Origin of the sequence: Ectopseudomonas toyotomiensis (genome assembly GCF_017167985.1) — a bacterium.
GTDB classification, from domain to species: domain Bacteria; phylum Pseudomonadota; class Gammaproteobacteria; order Pseudomonadales; family Pseudomonadaceae; genus Aquipseudomonas; species Aquipseudomonas toyotomiensis.
The window spans coordinates 1,630,036-1,651,676 of the sequence record NZ_CP070505.1; the positions used below are offsets into that span (position 1 = coordinate 1,630,036).

General features: G+C 63.9%; 16 protein-coding genes. 6 read left to right on the plus strand and 10 right to left on the minus strand.

Features of this window, described 5'->3' with window-relative positions; genetic code table 11:
• The first annotated feature begins 4 nt into the window (after nucleotides 1–4).
• The 3 genes from JWV26_RS07530 (at nucleotide 5) to JWV26_RS07540 (ending at nucleotide 5,035) form a co-directional block, all read left to right on the plus strand.
• The gene (locus JWV26_RS07530) at nucleotides 5–2,182 is read left to right on the plus strand and encodes a malate synthase G (RefSeq protein ID WP_206418740.1); all 2,178 of its coding nucleotides are present in this window, start codon (nucleotides 5–7) and stop codon (nucleotides 2,180–2,182) included.
• Nucleotides 2,183–2,405: 223 nt separating this feature from the next.
• Nucleotides 2,406–4,337 carry a putative nucleotidyltransferase substrate binding domain-containing protein gene (locus tag JWV26_RS07535; RefSeq protein WP_072424957.1) on the plus strand — a complete coding sequence of 644 codons (1,932 nt, stop codon included), beginning with the start codon at nucleotides 2,406–2,408 and terminating at the stop codon, nucleotides 4,335–4,337.
• Nucleotides 4,334–5,035: a 3'-5' exonuclease gene (locus tag JWV26_RS07540; protein ID WP_072424956.1), complete on the plus strand. Its 702-nt coding sequence runs from the start codon at nucleotides 4,334–4,336 to the stop codon at nucleotides 5,033–5,035. Before JWV26_RS07535 ends, JWV26_RS07540 begins: the two co-directional genes overlap by 4 nt.
• 201 nt (nucleotides 5,036–5,236) lie before the next feature.
• Here the strand turns inward: JWV26_RS07540 and trhP are convergent, their stop codons facing one another.
• From trhP to JWV26_RS07560, 4 genes are all read right to left on the minus strand, one after another.
• Nucleotides 5,237–6,544 (minus strand): prephenate-dependent tRNA uridine(34) hydroxylase TrhP, encoded by a 1,308-nt coding sequence (gene trhP / locus JWV26_RS07545; protein ID WP_206418741.1) that lies wholly within the window; start codon nucleotides 6,542–6,544, stop codon nucleotides 5,237–5,239.
• 244 nt (nucleotides 6,545–6,788) lie between these two features.
• Nucleotides 6,789–7,295, minus strand: coding sequence for a hypothetical protein (locus tag JWV26_RS07550; protein WP_072424954.1), 507 nt, complete (start codon nucleotides 7,293–7,295; stop codon nucleotides 6,789–6,791).
• A 91-nt stretch (nucleotides 7,296–7,386) separates the two neighbouring features.
• On the minus strand, nucleotides 7,387–9,156 hold the full coding sequence (locus JWV26_RS07555; RefSeq protein ID WP_206418742.1) for a sodium:solute symporter family protein: 1,770 nt from the start codon (nucleotides 9,154–9,156) through the stop codon (nucleotides 7,387–7,389).
• A gap of 3 nt (nucleotides 9,157–9,159) precedes the next feature.
• On the minus strand, nucleotides 9,160–9,420 hold the full coding sequence (locus JWV26_RS07560; RefSeq protein ID WP_013717468.1) for a DUF4212 domain-containing protein: 261 nt from the start codon (nucleotides 9,418–9,420) through the stop codon (nucleotides 9,160–9,162).
• Between the two features lie 246 nt (nucleotides 9,421–9,666).
• On the opposite strand from JWV26_RS07560, the gene JWV26_RS07565 reads away from it, so the two are divergent.
• Complete coding sequence (locus JWV26_RS07565; protein ID WP_206418743.1) at nucleotides 9,667–11,799, plus strand: TonB-dependent siderophore receptor; 2,133 nt, start codon at nucleotides 9,667–9,669, stop codon at nucleotides 11,797–11,799.
• Nucleotides 11,800–11,907: 108 nt separating this feature from the next.
• Here the strand turns inward: JWV26_RS07565 and JWV26_RS07570 are convergent, their stop codons facing one another.
• From JWV26_RS07570 to JWV26_RS07585, 4 genes are all read right to left on the minus strand, one after another.
• Nucleotides 11,908–12,696, minus strand: coding sequence for a PA3715 family protein (locus JWV26_RS07570; RefSeq protein WP_206418744.1), 789 nt, complete (start codon nucleotides 12,694–12,696; stop codon nucleotides 11,908–11,910).
• Nucleotides 12,697–12,840: 144 nt separating this feature from the next.
• Nucleotides 12,841–13,143, minus strand: a complete 303-nt coding sequence (locus JWV26_RS07575; protein ID WP_206418745.1) for a hypothetical protein — start codon at nucleotides 13,141–13,143, stop codon at nucleotides 12,841–12,843.
• A 48-nt stretch (nucleotides 13,144–13,191) separates the two neighbouring features.
• Complete coding sequence (gene creD, locus JWV26_RS07580) at nucleotides 13,192–14,535, minus strand: cell envelope integrity protein CreD (RefSeq protein ID WP_206418746.1); 1,344 nt, start codon at nucleotides 14,533–14,535, stop codon at nucleotides 13,192–13,194.
• Between the two features lie 179 nt (nucleotides 14,536–14,714).
• Entirely contained in the window at nucleotides 14,715–15,137 is a 423-nt protein-coding gene (locus JWV26_RS07585; RefSeq protein ID WP_206418747.1) for a phage infection protein, read from the minus strand.
• 247 nt (nucleotides 15,138–15,384) lie between these two features.
• On the opposite strand from JWV26_RS07585, the gene JWV26_RS07590 reads away from it, so the two are divergent.
• Together JWV26_RS07590 and JWV26_RS07595 are read left to right on the plus strand one after the other, a co-directional pair.
• On the plus strand, nucleotides 15,385–17,016 hold the full coding sequence (locus JWV26_RS07590) for a VRR-NUC domain-containing protein (protein WP_206418748.1): 1,632 nt from the start codon (nucleotides 15,385–15,387) through the stop codon (nucleotides 17,014–17,016).
• A complete protein-coding gene (locus JWV26_RS07595) occupies nucleotides 17,013–19,301 on the plus strand; it encodes an ATP-dependent DNA helicase (RefSeq protein ID WP_206418749.1) in 2,289 nt (762 codons plus the stop codon). The genes JWV26_RS07590 and JWV26_RS07595 overlap by 4 nt, the downstream gene beginning before the upstream one ends.
• Nucleotides 19,302–19,315: 14 nt before the next feature.
• Here JWV26_RS07595 and creC read toward each other — a convergent pair whose 3' ends face one another.
• Nucleotides 19,316–20,740: a two-component system sensor histidine kinase CreC gene (gene creC / locus JWV26_RS07600; RefSeq protein WP_072424946.1), complete on the minus strand. Its 1,425-nt coding sequence runs from the start codon at nucleotides 20,738–20,740 to the stop codon at nucleotides 19,316–19,318.
• Nucleotides 20,741–20,743: 3 nt separating this feature from the next.
• Entirely contained in the window at nucleotides 20,744–21,424 is a 681-nt protein-coding gene (gene creB / locus JWV26_RS07605; RefSeq protein ID WP_074917378.1) for a two-component system response regulator CreB, read from the minus strand.
• Between the last annotated feature and the right edge of the window lie 217 nt (nucleotides 21,425–21,641).

Consider the following 21,641-nt stretch of genomic DNA (forward strand, 5'->3'; position numbering starts at 1 on the left):
AGTGATGACTGAACGCGTTCAAGTCGGTGGCCTGCAGGTCGCCAAAGCCCTGTACGACTTCGTGAACAACGAAGCCATTCCCGGTACCGGCATCGCTGCCGACAAGTTCTGGGCCGGTGCCGCTGCGGTCATCAAGGACCTGGCGCCGAAGAACCGTGCCCTGCTGGCCAAGCGCGACGAGCTGCAGGCGCAGATCGACGCCTGGCACCAGGCGCGCAAGGGCCAGGCCCATGACGCCGCAGCCTACAAGGCCTTCCTCCAGGAGATCGGCTACCTGCTGCCGGAGCCGGAAGACTTCCAGGCCACCACTGCCAATGTCGACGAAGAGATCGCCCGCCTGGCCGGCCCGCAGCTGGTGGTGCCGGTGATGAACGCGCGTTTCGCCCTGAACGCTTCCAACGCCCGCTGGGGCTCGCTGTACGACGCGCTGTACGGCACCGACGTGATCAGCGAAGAAGGTGGCGCCGAGAAGGGCAAGGGCTACAACAAGGTGCGTGGCGACAAGGTCATCGCCTTCGCCCGCGCCTTCCTCGACGAGGCCGCGCCGCTGGCTGCCGGCTCGCACGTCGATTCCACCGGCTATGCCATCGTCGGCGGCAAGCTGGTCGTCGCACTCAAGGGTGGCAGCAACAGCGGCCTGCGTGACGACACGCAACTGGTCGGTTTCCAGGGCGAGGCCAGCGCGCCGATCGCCGTGCTGCTCAAGCACAACGGCCTGCACTTCGAGATCCAGATCGACGCCTCCAGCCCCATCGGCAGCACCGACGCCGCTGGCGTGAAAGACGTGCTGATGGAAGCCGCGCTGACCACCATCATGGACTGCGAAGACTCCGTCGCGGCCGTCGATGCCGATGACAAGGTGGTGGTCTACAAGAACTGGTTGGGCCTGATGAAGGGCGACCTGGCCGAGGAAGTGTCCAAAGGCGGCAAGACCTTCACCCGCACCATGAACCCGGACCGCGTCTACACCCAGCCGGACGGCTCCGAGCTGACCCTGCATGGTCGCTCGCTGCTGTTCGTGCGCAACGTCGGCCATCTGATGACCAACCCGGCCATCCTCGACGCCGCAGGCAACGAGATTCCGGAAGGCATCCAGGACGCGCTGTTCACCAGCCTGATCGCGGTGCACAACCTGATCGGCAACACCAGCCGCAAGAACACCCGCACCGGCAGCGTGTACATCGTCAAGCCGAAGATGCATGGCCCGGAAGAAGTCGCCTTCACCAGCGAAATCTTCGCCCGCGTCGAGGATGTGCTAGGCCTGGCCCGCAACACCCTGAAAGTCGGCATCATGGACGAAGAGCGTCGCACCACCGTCAACCTCAAGGCCTGTATCAAAGCGGCTTCGGAGCGCGTGGTGTTCATCAACACCGGCTTCCTCGACCGCACCGGTGACGAGATCCACACCTCCATGGAAGCCGGCGCCGTGGTGCGCAAGGCCGCCATGAAGAGCGAGGCCTGGATCGGCGCCTACGAGAACAACAACGTCGACGTCGGCCTGGCCACCGGCCTGCAGGGCCGCGCGCAGATCGGCAAGGGCATGTGGGCCATGCCGGACCTGATGGCGGCGATGCTCGAGCAGAAGATCGCTCACCCGCTGTCCGGCGCCAACACCGCCTGGGTCCCCTCGCCGACCGCCGCCACCCTGCACGCGCTGCACTACCACAAGGTCGACGTGTTCGCCCGTCAGGCCGAACTGGCCAAGCGCACCCCGGCTTCGGTGGACGACATCCTGACCATCCCGCTGGCCAAGGACACCAGTTGGTCAGCAGAAGAAATCCGCAACGAGCTGGACAACAACTCGCAAGGCATCCTCGGCTACGTGGTGCGCTGGATCGACCAGGGCGTCGGCTGCTCCAAGGTGCCGGACATCAACGACGTCGGCCTGATGGAAGACCGTGCCACTCTGCGCATCTCCAGCCAGCTGCTGGCCAACTGGCTGCGCCACGGCATCGTCACCGAGGCGCAGGTGGTCGAAAGCCTCAAGCGCATGGCACCGGTGGTCGATCGCCAGAACGCGGGCGACCCGCTGTATCGCCCGATGGCCCCGGACTTCGACAACAACGTCGCCTTCCAGGCCGCGCTGGAGCTGGTAGTCGAAGGCACCAAGCAGCCCAACGGCTACACCGAGCCTGTACTGCATCGCCGTCGTCGCGAGTTCAAGGAAAAGAACGGCCTGTGATTCGGGCGCTGCTCGAATAGGAAACCGCCCTCCGGGGCGGTTTTTTTATGGGAAGTCGCGGCTAAAGTCCCTCCCGCAGCCCCGTAGCCCGGATGCAATCCGGGGATGCCGCCCCCGGATTGCATCCGGGCTACGCCTCTCTCTCCCCCTACTTAGGTGCAATGGGCAAGCCGACCAGCCAGGGCCACACTGACAACATCCCGAAACTGCGAGGCGCACGCCCATGAGCAAGGCCGACGCGATGGCCGATGCGGGCAAGACAGCGGTGCTGCAGAACATCCACGGCACCATGGAGTTCCTGCAGAAGTTCCCGCCTTTCAACCAGATGGACACCGCCCATCTGGCGTTTCTGGTCGAGCACTGCCAGCTGCGCTTCTATGCCGAGGGCGATTCGATCATCAAACCCAGCGATGGCCCGGTCGAGCACTTCTACATCGTCAAACAGGGCCGTGTGCATGGCGAGCGCCCGCACAGCGCACGGCGTGGCACCGAGACCACCTTCGAGATCACGGCCGGTGAGTGCTTCCCCCTGGCGGCGCTGATCGGCGAGCGCGCCACACGTACCGAGCACCTGGCCGCCGAAGATACCTTCTGCCTGCTGCTGTCCAAGCTTGCCTTCGTCAAACTCTTCGCCGTCTCCAACCCGCTGCGCGATTTCGCCCTGCGTGGGGTCAGCAGTCTGCTCGATCAGGTCAACCAGCAGGTGCAGCTGCGCGCGGTGGAAACTCTCGGCGCGCAGTATTCGCTGGATACCCGCCTGGGCGAACTGGCCATGCGCCAACCCATCGGCTGTGCGCCGCAGACGCCGTTGCGTGATGCCGTGCGAATGATGCACGAGCAGCACGTGGGCAGCATCGTGGTGCTCGACCCGGCCGATAAACCACTGGGTATCTTCACCCTGCGCGACCTGCGCCGGGTGGTGGCTGACGGCGTCGACCTGGCCCAGCCGATCGACAACCTGATGACGCCCAACCCCTTCCATCTGGCGCCGGATGCCAGTGCCTTCGATGCCGCCATCGCCATGACCGAGCGGCACATCGCTCACGTCTGCCTGGTGGAGCACGAGAAACTCTGCGGGGTGATTTCCGAGCGCGACCTGTTCAGCCTGCAACGCGTCGACCTGGTGCATCTGGCACGCACCATCCGCCACGCCGGCAAGGTAGAGACCCTGGCCGGGCTGCGCAGCGACATCCGCCTGCTGGTCGACCGCATGCTCGCCCACGGTGCCAGCTCGACGCAGATCACCCATATCGTCACCCTGCTCAACGACCACACCGTATGCCGAGTGATCGAGCTGACCCTCGAGGACATGGGCGACCCGGGCATACCCTTCACCTGGCTGTGCTTCGGCAGCGAAGGCCGCCGCGAGCAGACCCTGCACACCGATCAGGACAACGGCATCCTCTTCGAGGCCGAAAGCGCCAGTGAGGCTACTGCCATCCGCGAGCGCCTGCTGCCGATCGCCCGCGAGATCAACCAGCGCCTGGCGCAGTGCGGCTTTACCCTGTGCAAGGGCAACATCATGGCCGGCAACCCCGAGCTGTGCCTGTCGCGCGAGGAGTGGTCGCGGCGCTTCGCCGGCTTCGTCCTCGAAGCCACGCCGGAAAATCTGCTGGGCTCGACCATCTATTTCGACCTGCGCGCGATCTGGGGCCCGGACGAAGGCTGCGAACAGCTACGCGAGGAGCTGCTCGGACGCATCGCCAACAACAGCCTGTTCCAGCGCATGATGGCGGAGAACGCCCTGCGCCACCGCCCGCCGGTTGGACGCTTCCGCGACTTCGTGGTGGCCCGTTCGGGCGCCGACAAGGACACTCTCGACCTCAAGGTGCAGGGCCTGACGCCCTTCGTCGACGGCGCCCGTTTGCTCGCGTTGGCCAATGGCATCAGTGCGGTCGGCACCCTGGAGCGCCTGCGCGCGCTGGTCGCCAAGGGCGTGATCGAGGCCCTGGACGGCGCCGCCTATGAAGAGGCTTACCACTTCATTCAGCAGACGCGCATGCAGCAGCATCAACTGCAGGCGCGTGACGAGCTGCCCTACTCCAATCGGGTCGACCCCGACCACCTCAATCATCTGGACCGGCGTATTCTGCGCGAGTCGTTCCGCCAGGCGCAGCGCCTGCAGAGCAGCCTGGCCATGAGGTATCAGCTATGAGCAAGTTCACCTGGTTCACTGGCCGTGGCCCGGCCCTGACCCAGCAGCAACTGCAACGCCGCGAGGCCTTGAGCGCTCCGGCAGCGTTCGACGAACGTCCGCTGCACCAGCAGCGCTTCGTCGTCCTCGATCTGGAAACCACCGGTCTGAACATGCGCCGCGATCAGGTGCTGGCCATCGGCGCAGTGGTGATCGATAACGGCGCCATCGACTTCGCCGAACAGTTCGAATGTACCCTGCACCGCCCCGATCACCAGGCCAGCGCCAGCACCCTGATCCACGGTATCGCCCCCAGCGAAGTGGCCCGTGGCGTGGAGCCAGCCGAGGCACTGCTGGATTTCATGGAGTTCGTTGGCAGCAGCCCACTGCTGGCGTTTCATGCCGAGTTCGACCAGCGCATGCTGGTTCGCGCGCTGCGCCAGAGTCTGGGCTATCGCCTGCAGCACCGTTTCTTCGATGTCGCCGAAATCGCCCCGCTGCTGTGCCCACAATCGCGCATTCGCCAGGGCGGGCTCGATGAGTGGGTCGCCGAATTCGGCCTGCAGGTGCACCAGCGCCACAACGCCAGCGCCGACGCCCTGGTGACCGCTGAACTGGCGCTGATGCTGTTCAGCAAGGCACGCCGTCAGGGCATCGACAGTCTCTGCGAGCTGGAGCGCCAACTGGCTAGCCAACGCCGGCGTCAACACGCCATGTAGCATCGCGCCCCTGGCCACCACAGCGTAATCGCAACACCTCCTTGGCCCTGCAAGAAAACAGTTCACCATCCCCCGGTGCGCACGGCGCACCCTACGGATTGGCGTCCGCGTAAGGTGGTGCGCCGCGCGCACCAACACTTTCGGCACTGTCCACGTGCCCTACAGCACGTAGGGAGGATGGCGCTTCACCCTAAGAAAGGCCTAGAGGTCACGCATCAGCAGCCCGTAGTTCAACTGCACATCTGCCGACAGTGGCAGGTACAGAACGTGGCCATCGCCCGGCGCAACCTGCTGTGCCTGGCCCTGCGCATTCTGCAACTGTTCCAGAGTGAAGCGCAGGTTGCCCTGCGGGGTCATCAGCTCCAGCCCATCGCCCACGGCGAAACGATTCTTCACCCGCACCTCGACCAGTTCGCCACGGCGCTCGCCGGTCAGCTCGCCAACGAACTGCTGGCGCTCCGACACCGAGCTGCCGCGCTGGTAATTCTGGTATTCGTCGTGAACATGGCGGCGCAGGAAGCCCTCGGTGTAGCCGCGATGGGCCAGAGACTCCAGACTGCCCAGCAGGCTCGGGTCGAAGGGTTTGCCGGCCAGCGCGTCGTCAATGGCGCGGCGGTAGACCTGCGCAGTACGCGCCACGTAGAAGTGGCTTTTGGTACGCCCCTCGATCTTCAGCGAGTGCACGCCCATGCGCACCAGCCGCTCGATGTGCTGCACCGCGCGCAGGTCCTTGGAATTCATGATGTAGGTGCCGTGCTCGTCCTCATAGGCGGCCATTTCCTCACCCGGACGCCCAGCCTCTTCGAGCACGAAGGCCTGCGTCGTCGGTGCGCCCTGCCCTAGCGTCGGGTCGACCACGCGGACTATCTCGCCCAACTCGTTCTCGGTCGCGGGCGTGGTCTGGTATTGCCAGCGGCAGGCGTTGGTGCAGGTGCCCTGGTTGGGGTCGCGACGATTGATGTAGCCCGACAGCAGGCAGCGCCCGGAATAGGCCATGCACAGGGCGCCGTGGACGAACACCTCCAGCTCCATGCCCGGCACCTCACTGCGGATCTCCTCGATCTCTTCCAGCGCCAGCTCACGCGACAGGATCACCCGCGTCAGTCCCTGCTGGCGCCAGAACTCGACACTGGCCCAGTTCACCGCATTGGCCTGCACCGAGAGATGAATCGGCATCTGCGGATAATGCTGACGCACCAGCATGATCAGGCCCGGGTCGGACATGATCAGCGCATCCGGCGCCATCTCGATCACCGGCGCCAGGTCCTTGAGAAAGGTCTTCAGCTTGGCGTTGTGCGGGGCGATGTTGACCACCACGTAGAACTGCTTGCCCTGCGCGTGCGCCTCAGCGATGCCAAGGGCCAGGTTGGCGTGGTCGAACTCGTTGTTGCGTACGCGCAGGCTGTAACGCGGCTGACCGGCATACACCGCATCGGCGCCGTAGGCGAAGGCGTAGCGCATGTTCTTCAGGGTGCCGGCTGGCGACAACAGTTCGGGGAAACGGGGCATGACCGCAAGCTCGAAAAATCAGGGCTGGCGATTCTATGCAGGTGACAGGCGTGGATATTGATCTGGGTCTATCGGGCGCTGAAAAGCAGCCGAGTCAGGCACCATCGGTGAAGGGTCGGTGCGCACGGCGCACCCTACAGTGAAAGGCGTCCGCAAATAGGGAGTGGCCGCCCAGGTCACGCGCACCGATGCGCTTTCGGGTAGGGTGCGCTGCGCGCACCACCCCCGTAACGCACGGATAGCGCTAGCGACACACCTGACGATACAGCGCGTCTTCCTTGTCGATACGCTTGAGCTGGGCCAGCTGAGGCTGTTTCTTATCGTCCAGCGGCAACAACTCGCCGGTTGCGCAATTGAGCAGATGGGCGCGGTGCGAAACGTGGTCGATGTGCTGCTTCTCGAAGCGATAGAGCATGAACTCGGCCACCGGTGCGTCCGCCACCTGCTCGCGCACGACGCTCTTGCTGTCGAGCACGGTGAAGGCGGTGATCATCGGTACGAAGTAGCTCCACGGGCGCCAGAATACGTGGCCCGCTTCGGTCGCGACCACGACCGACTCCTTGGGCTGGCGCGCCTGCTGATGCTCGAACCAGGAATACTCGTAGAACACCTGATAACCCAGCATCCCCAGACCACCGAACAGCGGCACGATCCACTTCGGCAGTTTGTTACGCGTCAGTTTGCGCAGCAGCAGAGCGATACCGGCAGCGCCGAGCCCCGCCACCACGATGGCAAGCAAAGTCCACAACATATGGTTGTTCCCGAAAAAAGACGGGCCTCCAGTGGAGGCCCGTCTGTCAGACCCTGGACCATCGACAGATGGCGTCAGGCCAGGATTATGCTTAGTGGCTCAGAGCGGCACCAGCACCTTTGGGGGTACGTACGCTTTCCACCAGATCCTGGATTTCCTGCGGCGGCTCGGCGGTGACCATCGATACGCCGTAGGCCACGGCGAAGTTGATCAGGGCGCCGACGGTACCGAAGGAAGCCGGGGAGATACCCATGAACCACTGGTCCGGGGTGTTTGGCAGCATGTTGGTCCCCGGAATGAAGAACCAGCCCAGGTAGGTGAAGATGTACAGCAGGGTGATCACCAGGCCGGCGACCATGCCGCAGATCGCACCCTTGTCGTTCATGCGCTTGGAGAAGATCCCCATCATCAGCACCGGGAACAGGGTCGCCGCGGCGATACCGAAGGCCAACGCCACCACCTGCGCGGCGAACCCTGGTGGATTCAGGCCCAGGTAGGTCGCCAGCAGAATCGCGCAGGCCATGGAGATCCGCGCTGCGCGCATTTCCCCCTTCTCGCTGATCTTCGGATTGATCAAGGTCTTGATCAGGTCATGACTGATCGCCGAAGAAATCGCCAGCAACAATCCCGCAGCCGTCGACAGTGCCGCCGCAATGGCGCCCGCCGCGATCAGGCCGACCACCCAACCAGGCAGGTTGGCGATCTCCGGGTTGGCCAGAACCAGGATGTCGTTGTTCACGGTCAGCTCGTTACCGCTCCAGCCACGCTCCTGAGCGGTCGCGGTGAAGGCCGGTGCGGCATCGTTGTACATCTGGATGCGACCGTCGCCATTCTTGTCTTCCCACTTGATCAGACCGGTCTGTTCCCAGTTCTTGACCCACTGCGGACGCTCGTCATAGGACAGCGCCGGAGCAGAAGCGCCTTCCGGATAGATGGTGGTGACCAGGTTCAGACGCGCCATCGAGGCAACGGCCGGAGCGGTGAGGTACAGCAGAGCGATGAAGATCAGGGTCCAGCCAGCCGACCAGCGTGCGTCGGAAACCTTCGGCACGGTGAAGAAGCGGATGATCACGTGCGGCAGACCGGCAGTACCGATCATCAGCGACATGGTGAACAGCACCATGTTCAGCTTGTTGTCGACATCGGCGGTGTAGGCAGCGAAGCCCAGGTCACGCACCACTTCATCGAGCTTCTGCAGCAGCGGCACACCGGACTCGACGTGGTCACCGAACAGGCCCAGCGGCGGGATCGGGTTACCGGTCAGCTGCAGGGAGATGAAGATCGCCGGGATGGTGTAGGCCACGATCAGTACCACGTACTGAGCGACCTGGGTGTAGGTGATGCCCTTCATGCCGCCAAATACGGCGTAGGCAAATACCACCGCTGCTGCGATCCAGATACCAGTGGAGTTGCTCACTTCGAGGAAGCGCGAGAAGGCAACACCGGCACCGGCCATCTGACCGATCACGTAGGTCACGGAGATGATCACCAGGCAGATCACCGCAGTCAGGCGCGCGCCACGACTGTAGAAGCGATCACCGATGAAATCCGGCACGGTGAACTTGCCGAACTTGCGCAGGTAGGGTGCCAGCAGCATCGCCAGCAGCACGTAGCCGCCAGTCCAGCCCATGAGGAAAGTGGAGTTGGCATAGCCGCCGGCGGCAATCAGGCCCGCCATGGAAATGAAGGATGCAGCGGACATCCAGTCGGCGGCAGTCGCCATGCCGTTGGTGACCGGATGCACACCACCGCCAGCGACGTAGAACTCCTTGGTGGAGCCGGCACGCGCCCAGATGGCGATACCGATGTAGAGCGCGAAGGACGCGCCTACGAACAACATGTTGATGACGAACTGGCTCATGACTTACTCCTCGACGCCGAATTCTTTATCGAGTTTGTTCAGTCTCCACGCGTAGTGAAAAATGAGTCCGATAAACACGAGGATGGAGCCTTGCTGCGCGAACCAGAATCCGAGGTCGGAACCGCCGACGGAGATTCCCGCGACCATCGGGCGCAGAATCATGGCGAATCCGTAGGAAACCAGCGCCCAGACAATCAGGCTCCAGGTGATGAGCCGCACATTGGCCTTCCAATAGGCCGCGGCATTTGTTTGTTCAGAAGTCATAGACGCCTCCGGTTATTGTTATTCTGATGCAGCTTCAAGCTAGCAGCAGGCCAGCACCGACCGACAGATAGACATTGGTATTAGCCGCATCGCGACGTTTCGTGGATTCATTGCAAGCGCTGAAAACCCTAGTAGAGAAGCGGCATCTTTCAAGCGATTCACTGCGATAAATCCGCATTTGATAATGATTCTCTAAAACACTAGAATCCCGGGCCCTCACCTACCCCCGGCCCAAGGATTCACACCATGCGACGCCTGGTCGTACCGCTCCTCGCCCTGCCCGCTCTCACTTGCCACAGTGCCTTTGCCAGCACCGATAACGACACACCGCTGGCACTGGAAGAAATGCAGATCACCGCCCCTTCGGAACAAGCCGATGGCCCGGTAGACGGCTATCGGGCCACCCGCTCGGCCAGTGCGACCCGTACCGATACGCCGATCCATGAAATCCCACAGTCGATCAGCGTGGTCCCGGAACAGGTGGTGCAGGACATCGGCGCAGTGCGCCTGGAAGATGCGCTGGACTACGCCGGCGGCGTGGAGCGCGGCAACAACTTCGGCGGCCAGGGCCTGACCGAATTTCTGATTCGCGGTTTCAACAGTCAGGAGTTCTACCGCAACGGTTTCGCCGTCAACCGTGGCTACCCGAACATGCCCGACGCCAGCACCATCGAGCGCATCGAAGTGCTACGCGGCCCGGCGGCCATGCTCTACGGCCGCAGCGATCCTGGCGGCACCTTCAACATCGTCAGCAAGCAGCCACAGGCCGAGCGCCGCACCGTACTGGGTAGCCAGGTCAACAGCGAAGGCCTGCGTCGTGGCACCCTCGACACCACCGGTGCCCTGGACGAGCAAGCCGCCTTCACCTACCGCCTGAACCTGGTGGCCGAGGGCGGCGACAGCTTCCGCGATGATGTCGAGAGCGAGCGCTACAACGTCGCCCCAGTGCTGCGCTGGCAGCTCAACGAGGACACCTCCGTCACCCTCGAAGGCGACTACCTGCACAACCGCCACCCGCTCGACCGTGGCGTCACCCGCTATTCCAACCAGAACGGCAAGCTGCCGCGCGACCGCTTCCTGAGCGAGGAGTCCGCCGGCAAGCTGACCAACGAGAACGCCAGCACGCAACTGCGCATCGAGCACCTGCTCAATGACAGCTGGACCCTGCGCGGCGGCGTGCAGTATCTCGATGGCAAGATCTACGGCGGCGCCGTGGAGAACAACAGCAACGCCTACACCGGCTTGCCTGCAGGCGCCAGCAGCGTCGGGCGCAACTACAACGAGCGCTGGCTGAACTGGAATGACGTCAACGCCCAAGCCAACGCCGAAGGCAACTTCGACCTCGGCGGCTTCGCCCACACCCTGCTGGTGGGCGTGGAGTACGACAAGTTCAACTACAACTCGCTGATCATCCGCTCGCCGGGCGGCGGCGCTTACCCCATCGACCTGTACAACCCGGTGCACGGCCAGCCGCTGCCGGCGCTGACCCGTACCACCACGCATGATGCCGAAACGCTGGAGTCCTACGCCTTCTACCTGCAGGACCAGATCGCCCTGACCGAACGCCTCAAGGCGCAGGTGGGTGCGCGTATCGAGCGCTTCGAGCAGAGCTACGAAGACAAGCTCACCACCAGCGGCGACTGGGATCAGGCGCACAACGCCGTAACCCCGCGCTTCGGCCTGATCTACGACCTCACCGACGAGCTGGCGGTTTTCGCCAATACCTCGCGTTCGTTCAAGCCCAACCGTGGCGCTGACCGCCTGGGCAATGCCTTCGACCCGGAAAAAGGTGTCGCTCACGAGGTCGGTATCAAGTACGACATGGCCGACCGTGACCTGAGCCTGACCGCGGCGCTGTTCCATATCGTCAAGGAAAACGTGCTGACCAGCGACCCGCTGGATAGCACGCGCAGCGTCGCCGCCGGTGAAATACGCAGCCGTGGTTTCGATATCAACGTGGCCGGCAATATCACTCCGCAATGGCGGGTTATTGGCGGCTATGCCTACGTCGACGCCGAAGTCACCGAAAGCACCAGCGCCACCATGCCGGCAGGCTCGCGCCTGGCCAACGTGCCACGCCACAGCTTCAACCTGCTCGACACGTACGAGTTCGACAGCGGCACCCTGGCCGGCCTTGGCCTGGGCGTTGGCCTGAAATACGTCAGCGAGCGTCAGGGCCAGACCAGCAACAACACCTTCGACATGGACGGCTATGGCCTGGTCGACCTGTTGGCCTACTACCCGCTTACCGAGAACGTGCGCCTGAACCTCAACCTCAACAACGTCTTCGACAAACACTACGAAGAACGCGCCTGGAACGTCTGGAGCTATCCGGGCGAGCCGCGCACGCTGCAGGCGGGGATTTCGGTCAGTTTGTAAGGATGAGGCCGGGTGAACGATGCTCACCCGGCTTACCTCGTCGTAGCCCGGATGCAATCCGGGATGGCCTGTCGTGCTGCTCCCGGATTACATCCGGACCATGTGCCGTCAGAGCGGGTCGGAGACCAGCTCGATTGGCAGCAGATAGCGCTCTTCAGCGTACTCAATACGGAACTGAACGCGGCGTGTATCGGCTTCGATGGTCTGGCATTCGCCATCTGCCGCCTCCATTCGCCGGCCAGTATGAGTTCGCTTGAAGATCAGGTCGCGGTAGCCATTGCGGCCAACCTTGTCCGTAACGATGAGCACGCCCTTGGCCTCGTCGAACGAAGCCGTGCAATCGTCGTCTCGTTCACCGCCGAAGCTCTCCACCACCAGCCCTCCCATCAAGGTGCGCAACCCTTGCTCTTTCAACTCGTAGAGAGCGAGCTCGGTTTCCGCGAAAGGATTCAGTCGCGACCAGTTGCGGCGGCTGATCCGAACAGCAAACGCCAGGTCATCCCCACGCAGGCGATAAGGCGCAGTATCCAAGGCCAACCTGTCCGCATAGATCGCGTCCCAATCCAACCGATTGGGCTCCACCAGCCGTGCCAGAACCTGTTGCTCGGCGCTATTGAGCACCAGCACTTCCAGGTCCGCCTCGCCATGACTGTCGTGCTCTGCGCGCAGCAGTGGCATCGCGATCAGCGTCAGCTCAGGCCGCGCTGGCCAGACCTTGCAAATACTCTGTTCGGCATCCACCCGATAACGCCCGCGCTCATCCTCGAGCACCTGACTGGCTGTATGGCCTGGGTGGGCTATCTCGATCCAGGTGAGCAACTGCTGCCGGCAATCATCGGCCTGTACCAGGCTCGCCAGCAGCAGACCGCCGAGGGCGGTGGTCAGTCTCTTTTTCATCCTTGAAGTACTCCCGTTCAACGAACCGCGAGTCTACGCGGTGGTCCGCCCACTGCCCATGGCGCGCATCGCGAAACAACCAGGTGATGCGCAGCGCCAGCAGATGTCCGGCACGCGCCTCTTCGCGCAAACCGATATTCCCGCTCATGCCCGATACCACAGGCGCATGAAGCCCAGCGCCAGCAGCAGGCCAACCTGGCCCAATGCCGCGCATAGAGACAGAAAGGAACGCAACGTGCTGTTTTGCGCCGCGTCCTGAATGCCGGTCAGCGTGCTCCAGAAGCCCTCCGGCAGCACCATCAGGCTCAGGCTGGCCAGCGGTTTGCCGGTCAGCATCAGGCCGTCGATCAGGTTGAACCAGCCGCAGAACATCAAGCCGATCAGGATCATCACCGCCACCACCAGGCCGAGGCCCAGGCAGGCGGAAAATTGCATGAGAAGACGCATGGGATCACCTCCAGAGAAGGGGCGCGACACTCGCCGCGCCGATTGGATTCAGGCTTGCGGAGCGCTGCGACCGACGCCGTACCAATCCAGTTTGCGGGTCAGCACCATCACGCTGCCGAGTACGCCGAACACCAGCAGCGAGCCCATCAGCAAGGCGTAGTCTTCGGCATTGAGCAGGCCGTAGAGCATGGCGTACAGAGCGGCCAGCAGGCTGCCGAAGCCCAACCCGCGCCGCCAGCTGTGGAGCACGAAGCTGACGTAGAAACCGATAAGGCCGACGCAAGCGCTGGCTGACAACGCATAGGCCAAGGCGAAGTCCAGATGCTCGGAGAGCGACAACAGCAGCAGGTAGAACAGCGCCAGCGACAGGCCGACCAGCGCGTACTGCACCGGGTGCACAGCCAGGCGCTTGAGCACTTCGAAGAGGAAGAAGGTGGCGAAGGTCAGGGCGATGAACAGCAGCGCATATTTGATTGCGCGATCGGTCTTCAGGTACTGATCCACCGGGTCGACGAAACTCACCCCGAAGTTGCGCCCGAACAGATCCTGGCAACGGTCAGCCCCCACGCAGCCGCGCAATGCCTCTTCCAGATTGGTGGCGAAGAAGCTGGTCTGCCATTCGGCGCTGAAGCCCTTGTCAGAGATTTCGCGGCGGCTCGGCAGGTATTCGCCGACGAAGCTCGGGTGCGGCCAGTCGGAGGTCAAGTTGACCCGGCTATCACGCCCGACCGGCACGATCGACAATTGCTCGGTGCCCTGCAGCTTGAGGTCGAAGGCGAACTCCAGTGTCTGCCCACCCTGGGCATCCAGAGCCGGGAGCGGTGCATGCACACCGGCGCCGAAGTTATCGTCAGCACTGCCCGGCGCGAAGCTCAGGGTCTGGCCATTCAGACGCAGTTGCAGGTCGTTGCTGATGCCACGGATATCGCTGATGCCGACCGAGAGGAAGGGTTTCTCGAAGCGGTAGAAGCCCAGCTCGTCACCCAGTCCCAGGCGCGCCGGCAGGCGGAATTGGCCGCTGACCTGGCTGTCACTGCGGTACAGGCGCGCTTCATAGATGCCACGGGCACGCAGCTCGGTACCCACCTGACCTTCAAGCACGAAGCGCTCCGGAAGGAAGTACAGGCGACCGCGACGCTGACGCTCTTCGCTATAGCGCTCACCGGTCTTCTCGTTGGTCTTCCACTCATGGGTGGTCTTGATATACGGCAGCACCAGGATCGGCCCGGTGATCTGCTGGCGGTAGCTGGAGCTGCGGGCGATATCCTGCAGCACCTCATGGCGCAGGCCTTGGCGCTCGTCGACCAGGCCATCGATCATCAGCAGGGGAATCATCAGTAGCAGAATCAGCAGGGCAATGGCGCCCAGCTTGAAGCCCAGGGAACGGGTCATGGTACGGCTCTCCGTAGCGAGTGAAGGTACGGCAGAGTCTGGGCAAGGGCGGTGGGAGGCGTATGGGGCGAGCGTGGAGATTGTGTGGAGAATGGGTGAAAGAGAAAGGGCGCCGATTCAGGGCGCCCTTTCTAACTGCAATGCGGCATAAGACTGCTCCCGCGTGATGGATATCCGGATCAGCTGATACGGCTGGCACCTACGCGGTCGGCACCATCTTCGGCTACACGGTTCAGGCCTACGCGGTCAGCACCACCTTCGGCTACGCGGTTCGGACCAACGCGATCAGCACCACCTTCAGCTACGCGATTCAGGCCCACGCGGTCAGCACCACCTTCAGCTACGCGGTTCAGGCCCACGCGGTCAGCACCACCTTCGGCAACACGGTTCGGACCAACGCGATCAGCACCATCTTCAGCTACGCGGAAACGCTCCAGAGTACGTTCGGCACCGCCTTCGGCTACACGATTCACGCCGACACGATCTGCGCCATCTTCAGCGACTACAGGGGCTGCAGACTGTTGAGCGTTGATCTGCGGCAGGGCGAAAGCACTGGCGGACAGGGCGGCGATGACGAGGCTGGCGAGGATTTGCTTTTTCATGTTCGTTCTCCTGAGAGGGGTGAGTAACTGGCTACGGTTGCCATGTTACGCACGCCCCAGAACGGCAAAAGGCACATCTCGGGATAGTGACAATCGACGCCATCGATACCTGAAAAAGCGCTTATCGATCAGACAGATAGTTGCCACAGGCAGCAGAACAATGCCGCCCTCGCCTTCCATCCACCTCAGTACTCCAGCCGGTGAACGGCACTAGCATCTGTATAAAAAACCAGTGAAACTTTGCAGCATGCTCAGCCTCGACGCTCCCGAACTCTATTACTTGGCCAATTTCCGCAAGGCCCTCGCCTGGCTCGACGCCCATCACCGTGACCTGATGGATGACGTCGAGCACGCCTTCGTCGCGGACTTCCCCCAGGTGCCACTGCCCGCCCAGGCGCTGCTGGTACGTCTGGTGATGCGCAAGGGTGTGCACTTTCGTGTCAGCAAACTGCGCTATGCCGAGATCGGCGACATCCCGACCGCTGCCGCTCCGCTGCTGGAACTGGGCTGGCTGATCGACTGCGCCGCACTGAGCTTCGACGAACTCGGCGCCCTGCTGCTCAAGGACGAACTGGCCGCGCATTTCGCCAGCGATCTGCCACGCAGCAACCTGAAGAAGAGCGAAGTGCTCGACCATCTGCGCGAGCTGCACAGCGAACCCCGCAGCCTGGCCGACTGGTGCCCGCACCTGGACGAGCGCCTGCTGAGCCTGGCCATCGGCCCGCTGTGCGACCGCCTGCGCCTGATGTTCTTCGGCAACCTGGCGCAGGACTGGTCGGAGTTCGTGCTCGCCGACCTGGGCATTTTCCGTTACGAGCAAGTTCCGATCACCCCAGGTTCGCGCGGCTTTCGCCATCGCCAGGACGTCGACGACTACCTGCACCTGCGCACCTGCCGTGAGGCCTTCGAGGCGGGCATGGCGGTTGCCGAGGTGCTGCAGCAGCTCGGCGATTTCTGCAGCGACAGCCCGCATATCGGCGAACGCCACCAGCGCCTGCTGCTGCAACTGGCGCAACACCTGGAACGCGCCGGTGAACTTGAGTCGGCGTTAGCGCTGTACCGCGACACCCGCGCGGTGGGCTCACGGCAACGGCAGATCCGCGTGCTGGAGCGCCTGGGTCAGGATGCCGAAGCGCTGGTCCTGGCCGAGCAGGTGCTCAAAGCGCCGCACAATGCCGAAGAGCCGCAACTGGCCGAACGGGCACGCACGCGCCTGCGCAAACGCCTCGGCCTGCCGCCAGTAGCCAAGGCGGCGAAACTTGTCGAGGATCGCCTCGACCTGTGCCTGCCGCGCGCCGCCAGCGTCGAGCTGGCCGTGGCCATGCACCTGACCGAGCCGGATGCGTCCGTGCATTACGTGGAGAACACATTGATCTGCGGGCTGTTCGGCCTGCTCTGCTGGGAGGCGATCTTCGCCCCGCTGCCCGGCGCCTTCTTCCATCCCTTCCATACCGGCCCGGTGGATCTGCACCGCGCCGACTTTCACGCCCGCCGCGCCGAGCTGTTCGCCGCCTGTCTGGCACGTCTGGAGGACGGCAGCTACCTCGAGACCATGCGCCGCACCCACACCGAGAAATTCGGCATCCAGTCGCCCTTCGTGTTCTGGGAGCTGCTCGATACCGAACGCCTGGAACAGGCGCTGGCCTGCCTGCCACCGGCGCACCTGGGCGCCTGGTTTCGCCGCCTGCTGGCCGATATCCGCGAAAACCGCGCCGGCATGCCCGACCTGATCCAGTTCTGGCCGGCCGAGGGCCGCTACCGAATGATCGAGGTGAAAGGCCCGGGCGACCGCCTGCAGGACAACCAGAAACGCTGGCTGGCCTTCTGCGCCGAGCACGGCATGCCGGTCAGCGTGTGCTACGTGGAGTGGAGCGATTGAGCCTGCGCATCGCCGTGCGCGAGCTGTGCGAGTTCACCGCCAAGGAGGGTGATCTCGACCTGCGCTTCACCCCCTCACCCACCGCGCAGGAGGGCATGGCCGGGCACGCCACGGTGGTGAGCCGGCGCGGCCCGGATTACGTTGCCGAGCTGCCACTGATCGGCCAGTTCGAGGGGCTGACGGTCAGTGGCCGCGCTGATGGCTTCGACCCCGAGTTTCGCCTGCTGGAAGAGATCAAGACCCACCGCGGCGACATCTCGCGCATCCCGGCCAACCACCGCCTGCTGCACTGGGCGCAGGTGAAGATCTACGGTTGGCTGCTGTGCCAGGAACTGGGCTTCGAGGAACTGGATCTGGCGGTGGTGTACTTCAACGTCATGACCCAGCAAGAAACGGTATTCCGCGAGCGCCACAGCGCCGCGTCGCTGGGTGAATTCTTCGCCCTGCACTGCCGCCGCTATATCGATTGGGCGCGGCAGGAACAGGCGCATCAGCAGGCTCGCAACCAGGCATTGGAGGTGCTGGAGTTTCCCTACGGCGAATTTCGCCATGGCCAGCGACAACTGGCCGAGGCTGTGTATCGCGCTGCGCGTGACGGCCATTACCTGCTGGCGCAGGCCACCACCGGCATCGGCAAGACTCTTGGCACCCTGTTCCCGCAGCTCAAGGCCATGCCCGGCCAGCAGCTCGACCGCCTGTTCTTCTTGAGCGCCAAGACGCCGGGCCGGCGCCTGGCACTGGATGCCCTGCAACGCCTGCGCGAACCAGAAACGCCGCTGCGCGTGCTGGAACATGTGGCCCGCGACAAGGCCTGCGAACACCCGAGTAAGGCCTGCCATGGCGACTCCTGCCCGCTGGCCAAGGGCTTCTACGACCGCCTGCCGGCAGCGCGCAGTGCGGCGCTCAAGGAACGCTGGCTGGATCAGCAGGCCGTGCGCAATATCGCCATCGCCCACGGCGTGTGCCCCTACTACCTGAGCCAGGAGCTGTGCCGCTGGAGCGACGTGGTGGTGTGCGACTACAACTACTACTTCGACCTCGGCGCCCTGCTGCACAGCCTCACCCTGATCAACCAGTGGCGCGTCTGCCTGCTGGTGGACGAAGCGCACAACCTGGTGGAACGCGGGCGCGGCATGTACAGCGCCGAGCTGGATCAGGCGCGCTTCAAAGCCATGTGTCGCGAAGCGCCGAAGCGCCTGAAAAGCGTGCTGGAACGGGTCGACCGCCACTGGGATCAACTGCACCGCGAGCAGCAGGTGCCCTACCAGGTCTACCCGCTGGCGCCGGACTTGCTGCTCGCCGCGCTGGGCAAGGCGGTCAGTGCCATCACCGACCTGCTTACCGACCAGCCCGAAGGCAATGGCGGCGAGCTGCTCAGTTTCTACCTGGACGCCATGCTGTTCTGCCGCCTGGCGGAAAGCTTCGGCGCACATTCGCTGTTCGACATCAACCGCATCGAGGCCGGCAACGGGCGAAGTTATTCGACCCTGTGCATCCGCAATATCCTGCCGGCGCCCTTCCTCGGCCCACGCTTTGAGGACGCCCACAGTGCCACGCTGTTCTCCGCTACTCTCAGCCCCAACCCTTACTACCTCGACCTTCTCGGCCTGCCGGAAGAGACCCAGTGCCTGGACGTCGCCTCGCCGTTCAGCGCCGAGCAACTACACGTGCAGGTGGTGCGTAACCTGTCGACCCGCTACCAGCACCGCGACGCCTCGCTGGCGCCGATCTGCCAATTGATGGCGCGCCAGTACGCCGAACGCCCGGGCAACTACCTGGCGTTCTTCAGCAGCTATCAATATCTGGAACAGGTACTGCAGGAGCTGCGCCGCGACCACCCGCAGATCCCGGTATGGACGCAGTCCCGGCAGATGGACGAAGCGGCGCGTCAGGGCTTTATCGAACGCTTCCAGATCGGCGGACGCGGCATCGGCTTCGCCGTGCTCGGTGGCGTATTCGGCGAAGGTGTGGATCTACCCGGCGAACGCCTGATCGGCGCCTTCGTCGCCACCCTCGGCCTGGCCCAGCTCAACCCGATCAACGAAGAAATCCGCCAACGCATGGACGCTCTGTTCGGCAATGGCTACGACTACACCTACCTCTACCCCGGCTTGCAAAAGGTCGTGCAAGCCGCCGGCCGGGTGATCCGCACGCCGGAAGACCAGGGCGTGCTCTACCTGATCGACGACCGCTTCGCCCGCCCCGAAGTACGCAAACTGCTGCCGACCTGGTGGCAGGTTGAGCTGCTGCGCTTGCCCGTCACGCTGCCTTTGCTGGAAAGCTGACAACACGCACCAGATCAAGCGCCCGGCAGCTGCAGGATGACCTCCACGCCGCCCTCGACATTGCCGATGCGCAGCTCGCCGCCATGCAGCTCGGCCACCTCTTGGACGAAGTTCAGGCCCAGCCCGGTGCTCTTGCGGCCGCTGTTGGGACGGGCCAAGGAGTAGAAGCGCTCAGTCAGGCGCGCCAGGGCGTAGTCGGGGATGGCTTCGCCCTGGTTGAACAGGCGCAGGACGATACGCTCGCCATCGCGCTCGGCGGCGATGCGGATACGCCCGCCGGGCGGAGTGAAGTCGAGGGCGTTGTCCAGCAGGTTGGCCAGTGCCTGGCGTAGCAGGAAGCGCTCGCCGCGCAGGCTGAGGCCTGCTGGCACAACCTGTTCGATCTGCAGGTTGGCGGCGGTGATACGCGCCTGCTGCGCTTGCAGCAGCTCGCCCACCAGCGGCGCCAGCGGCACTGCCACGCGCTCTTCCAGACCTTGACGCTGCTCCACTTGAGCCAGGTGCAGCAGGCGTTCGATCAGGTTCTGCAGGCGCGCGCTTTCCTGCTGGATATTGGCCACGAACCGCTGGCGCTGCTCGACCGGCATGTCGCCGTCGAGCAGTTCGGCGGCGCCGCGGATGGCCGCCAGCGGGCTCTTCAGCTCGTGGGTCAGGGTGTGCACGTAGCGCTCGACGTAGGCCTTGCCTTCCAGCTCGGTGCGCATACGCTCCACCGCCTTGGCCAGTTGCCCCAGTTCGCCGCCGCGCACAGTGGGCATCTCGGCGCGTTGGCCCTCGCTGACAGCCTGGGCGTAGCGAGTGAGCTTGCCCAGTGCGGCGCTGAGCCACCAGGACAGCCCCGCACCAATCAACAGGCCAAGGCCGATCAACCCGGCACCGAGCCAGCCAAGACGCGTTTGCGAGCGCTCGATATAGGGCTGCAGGGTGCGGTTGGGTTTGGCCACCGAGACCACGCCGATGATTCGCTCGCCGTCCTTGATCGGCGCGGCGACATACATCACCGAAGAGTCGGGATCGTCCGGGTCTTCGCGGGTCGAGCGGGCGCCGTACTGGCCGCGCAGGGTCAGCAGCACATCGTTCCAGCGCGAATAATCCTGGCCGACCGCCAGGCCTGTGGAGTCGAGCAGGACGATGCCCTGGGCGTCGGTGACGTAGATGCGGTGGTTGACCTCGGCCTTGGTCAGCCCCCAGATGCTGGCCTGCGGCTGGCGCCGGCCATAGGCTTCCAGCGCTTCGTGCAGACGGCCTTGGCCGAGGGTGCCGGCCTTGACCTCGTCGCGCAGGATCTCGGCCAGCAGGTTGGCGGTATCGACCAGGGTTTCCTCGGTGCTCTGGCGTACGCCGGGGCGAATCTCGTCCATCACCGTGCTCAGCACGAACCAGCCGGCCAGGCCAACAAAGAGGAAGTAGACGAGGAAGATGCGCACGCCCAGTGGCATGACTCAGGCCTCCGGTTCGAAACTGTAGCCCAGCCCGCGATGGGTCTGGATCGGCTCTTCGCTCGGGGCGATGGCGCGCAGTTTGGCGCGCACACTCTTGATATGGCTGTCGATGTTGCGCTCGTAGCCGGCCTCGCTGGCCACGCCGAGGGCATCGAGCAATTGCTCGCGCGAATAGACCCGGCGTGGCTGACCGAGCAGCGTGCGCAGCAGGCGAAATTCGTGGCGGGTCAGGCTCAGGGCTTGGCCATGGTAGTGAATGCGAAAGGCGGCATCGTCGATCTGAAAGGTGCTTGGCGCGCTGGCTGCTGGTGCTTCTCGCGGCGCCACGCGCTTGAGGATGGCCTTGACCCGAGCGGCCACCTCACGCGGGCTGAAGGGTTTGACCACGTAGTCGTCGGCGCCGATTTCCAGGCCCACCACGCGGTCGATCTCCTCGCTGCGTGCGGTGAGGAAGATCACCGGCACCTCGGAGAAGCGGCGCAGGCGCTTGCACAGTTCGAAGCCGCTGATATCGGGCAGGCCGACATCGAGAATCGCCAGGTCGAAGGTGCCGTTTTCCAGTAGCGTCAGCGCCTCGCCGCCCAGGCTCGACCAGTGTGTGACGAAGCCTTCGGCCTGCAGGGCATAGACCAGCGTATCGGCAATCGCGGCTTCGTCTTCGACTATGAGTATCTGCGGCATCGGGCGTCCTGCACCTGTTGGGCAACGGCGGCAGACTGCCGGGGGCCGGATCATGCGTCAAGCAGGCGATAACGTAGGAAGGGGGCAAGCCGTCAGCGGAGGTTGGCGGGTTACACCCGCCCTACGCGACAGCGCCGCTGCGACTGCATGGATGCAGAAGGTAGAACGAAGCAGGATGCCAGAGTCGAAAGCGCCTCCCGCAAGGTTTTCGCTCACC

Coding starts and splice junctions, on each gene's coding strand:
- JWV26_RS07550 (WP_072424954.1), bottom strand. CDS start 7,295: ATGTTGTGGACTTTGCTTGCCATCGTGGTGGCGGGGCTCGGCGCTGCC.
- JWV26_RS07530 (WP_206418740.1), top strand. CDS start 5: ATGACTGAACGCGTTCAAGTCGGTGGCCTGCAGGTCGCCAAAGCCCTG.
- creB (WP_074917378.1), bottom strand. CDS start 21,424: ATGCCGCAGATACTCATAGTCGAAGACGAAGCCGCGATTGCCGATACG.
- JWV26_RS07535 (WP_072424957.1), top strand. CDS start 2,406: ATGAGCAAGGCCGACGCGATGGCCGATGCGGGCAAGACAGCGGTGCTG.
- JWV26_RS07560 (WP_013717468.1), bottom strand. CDS start 9,420: ATGACTTCTGAACAAACAAATGCCGCGGCCTATTGGAAGGCCAATGTG.
- JWV26_RS07565 (WP_206418743.1), top strand. CDS start 9,667: ATGCGACGCCTGGTCGTACCGCTCCTCGCCCTGCCCGCTCTCACTTGC.
- JWV26_RS07585 (WP_206418747.1), bottom strand. CDS start 15,137: ATGAAAAAGCAAATCCTCGCCAGCCTCGTCATCGCCGCCCTGTCCGCC.
- JWV26_RS07540 (WP_072424956.1), top strand. CDS start 4,334: ATGAGCAAGTTCACCTGGTTCACTGGCCGTGGCCCGGCCCTGACCCAG.
- creD (WP_206418746.1), bottom strand. CDS start 14,535: ATGACCCGTTCCCTGGGCTTCAAGCTGGGCGCCATTGCCCTGCTGATT.
- JWV26_RS07575 (WP_206418745.1), bottom strand. CDS start 13,143: ATGCGTCTTCTCATGCAATTTTCCGCCTGCCTGGGCCTCGGCCTGGTG.
- trhP (WP_206418741.1), bottom strand. CDS start 6,544: ATGCCCCGTTTCCCCGAACTGTTGTCGCCAGCCGGCACCCTGAAGAAC.
- creC (WP_072424946.1), bottom strand. CDS start 20,740: ATGCCACTGGGCGTGCGCATCTTCCTCGTCTACTTCCTCTTTGTTGGC.
- JWV26_RS07570 (WP_206418744.1), bottom strand. CDS start 12,696: ATGAAAAAGAGACTGACCACCGCCCTCGGCGGTCTGCTGCTGGCGAGC.
- JWV26_RS07590 (WP_206418748.1), top strand. CDS start 15,385: ATGCTCAGCCTCGACGCTCCCGAACTCTATTACTTGGCCAATTTCCGC.
- JWV26_RS07555 (WP_206418742.1), bottom strand. CDS start 9,156: ATGAGCCAGTTCGTCATCAACATGTTGTTCGTAGGCGCGTCCTTCGCG.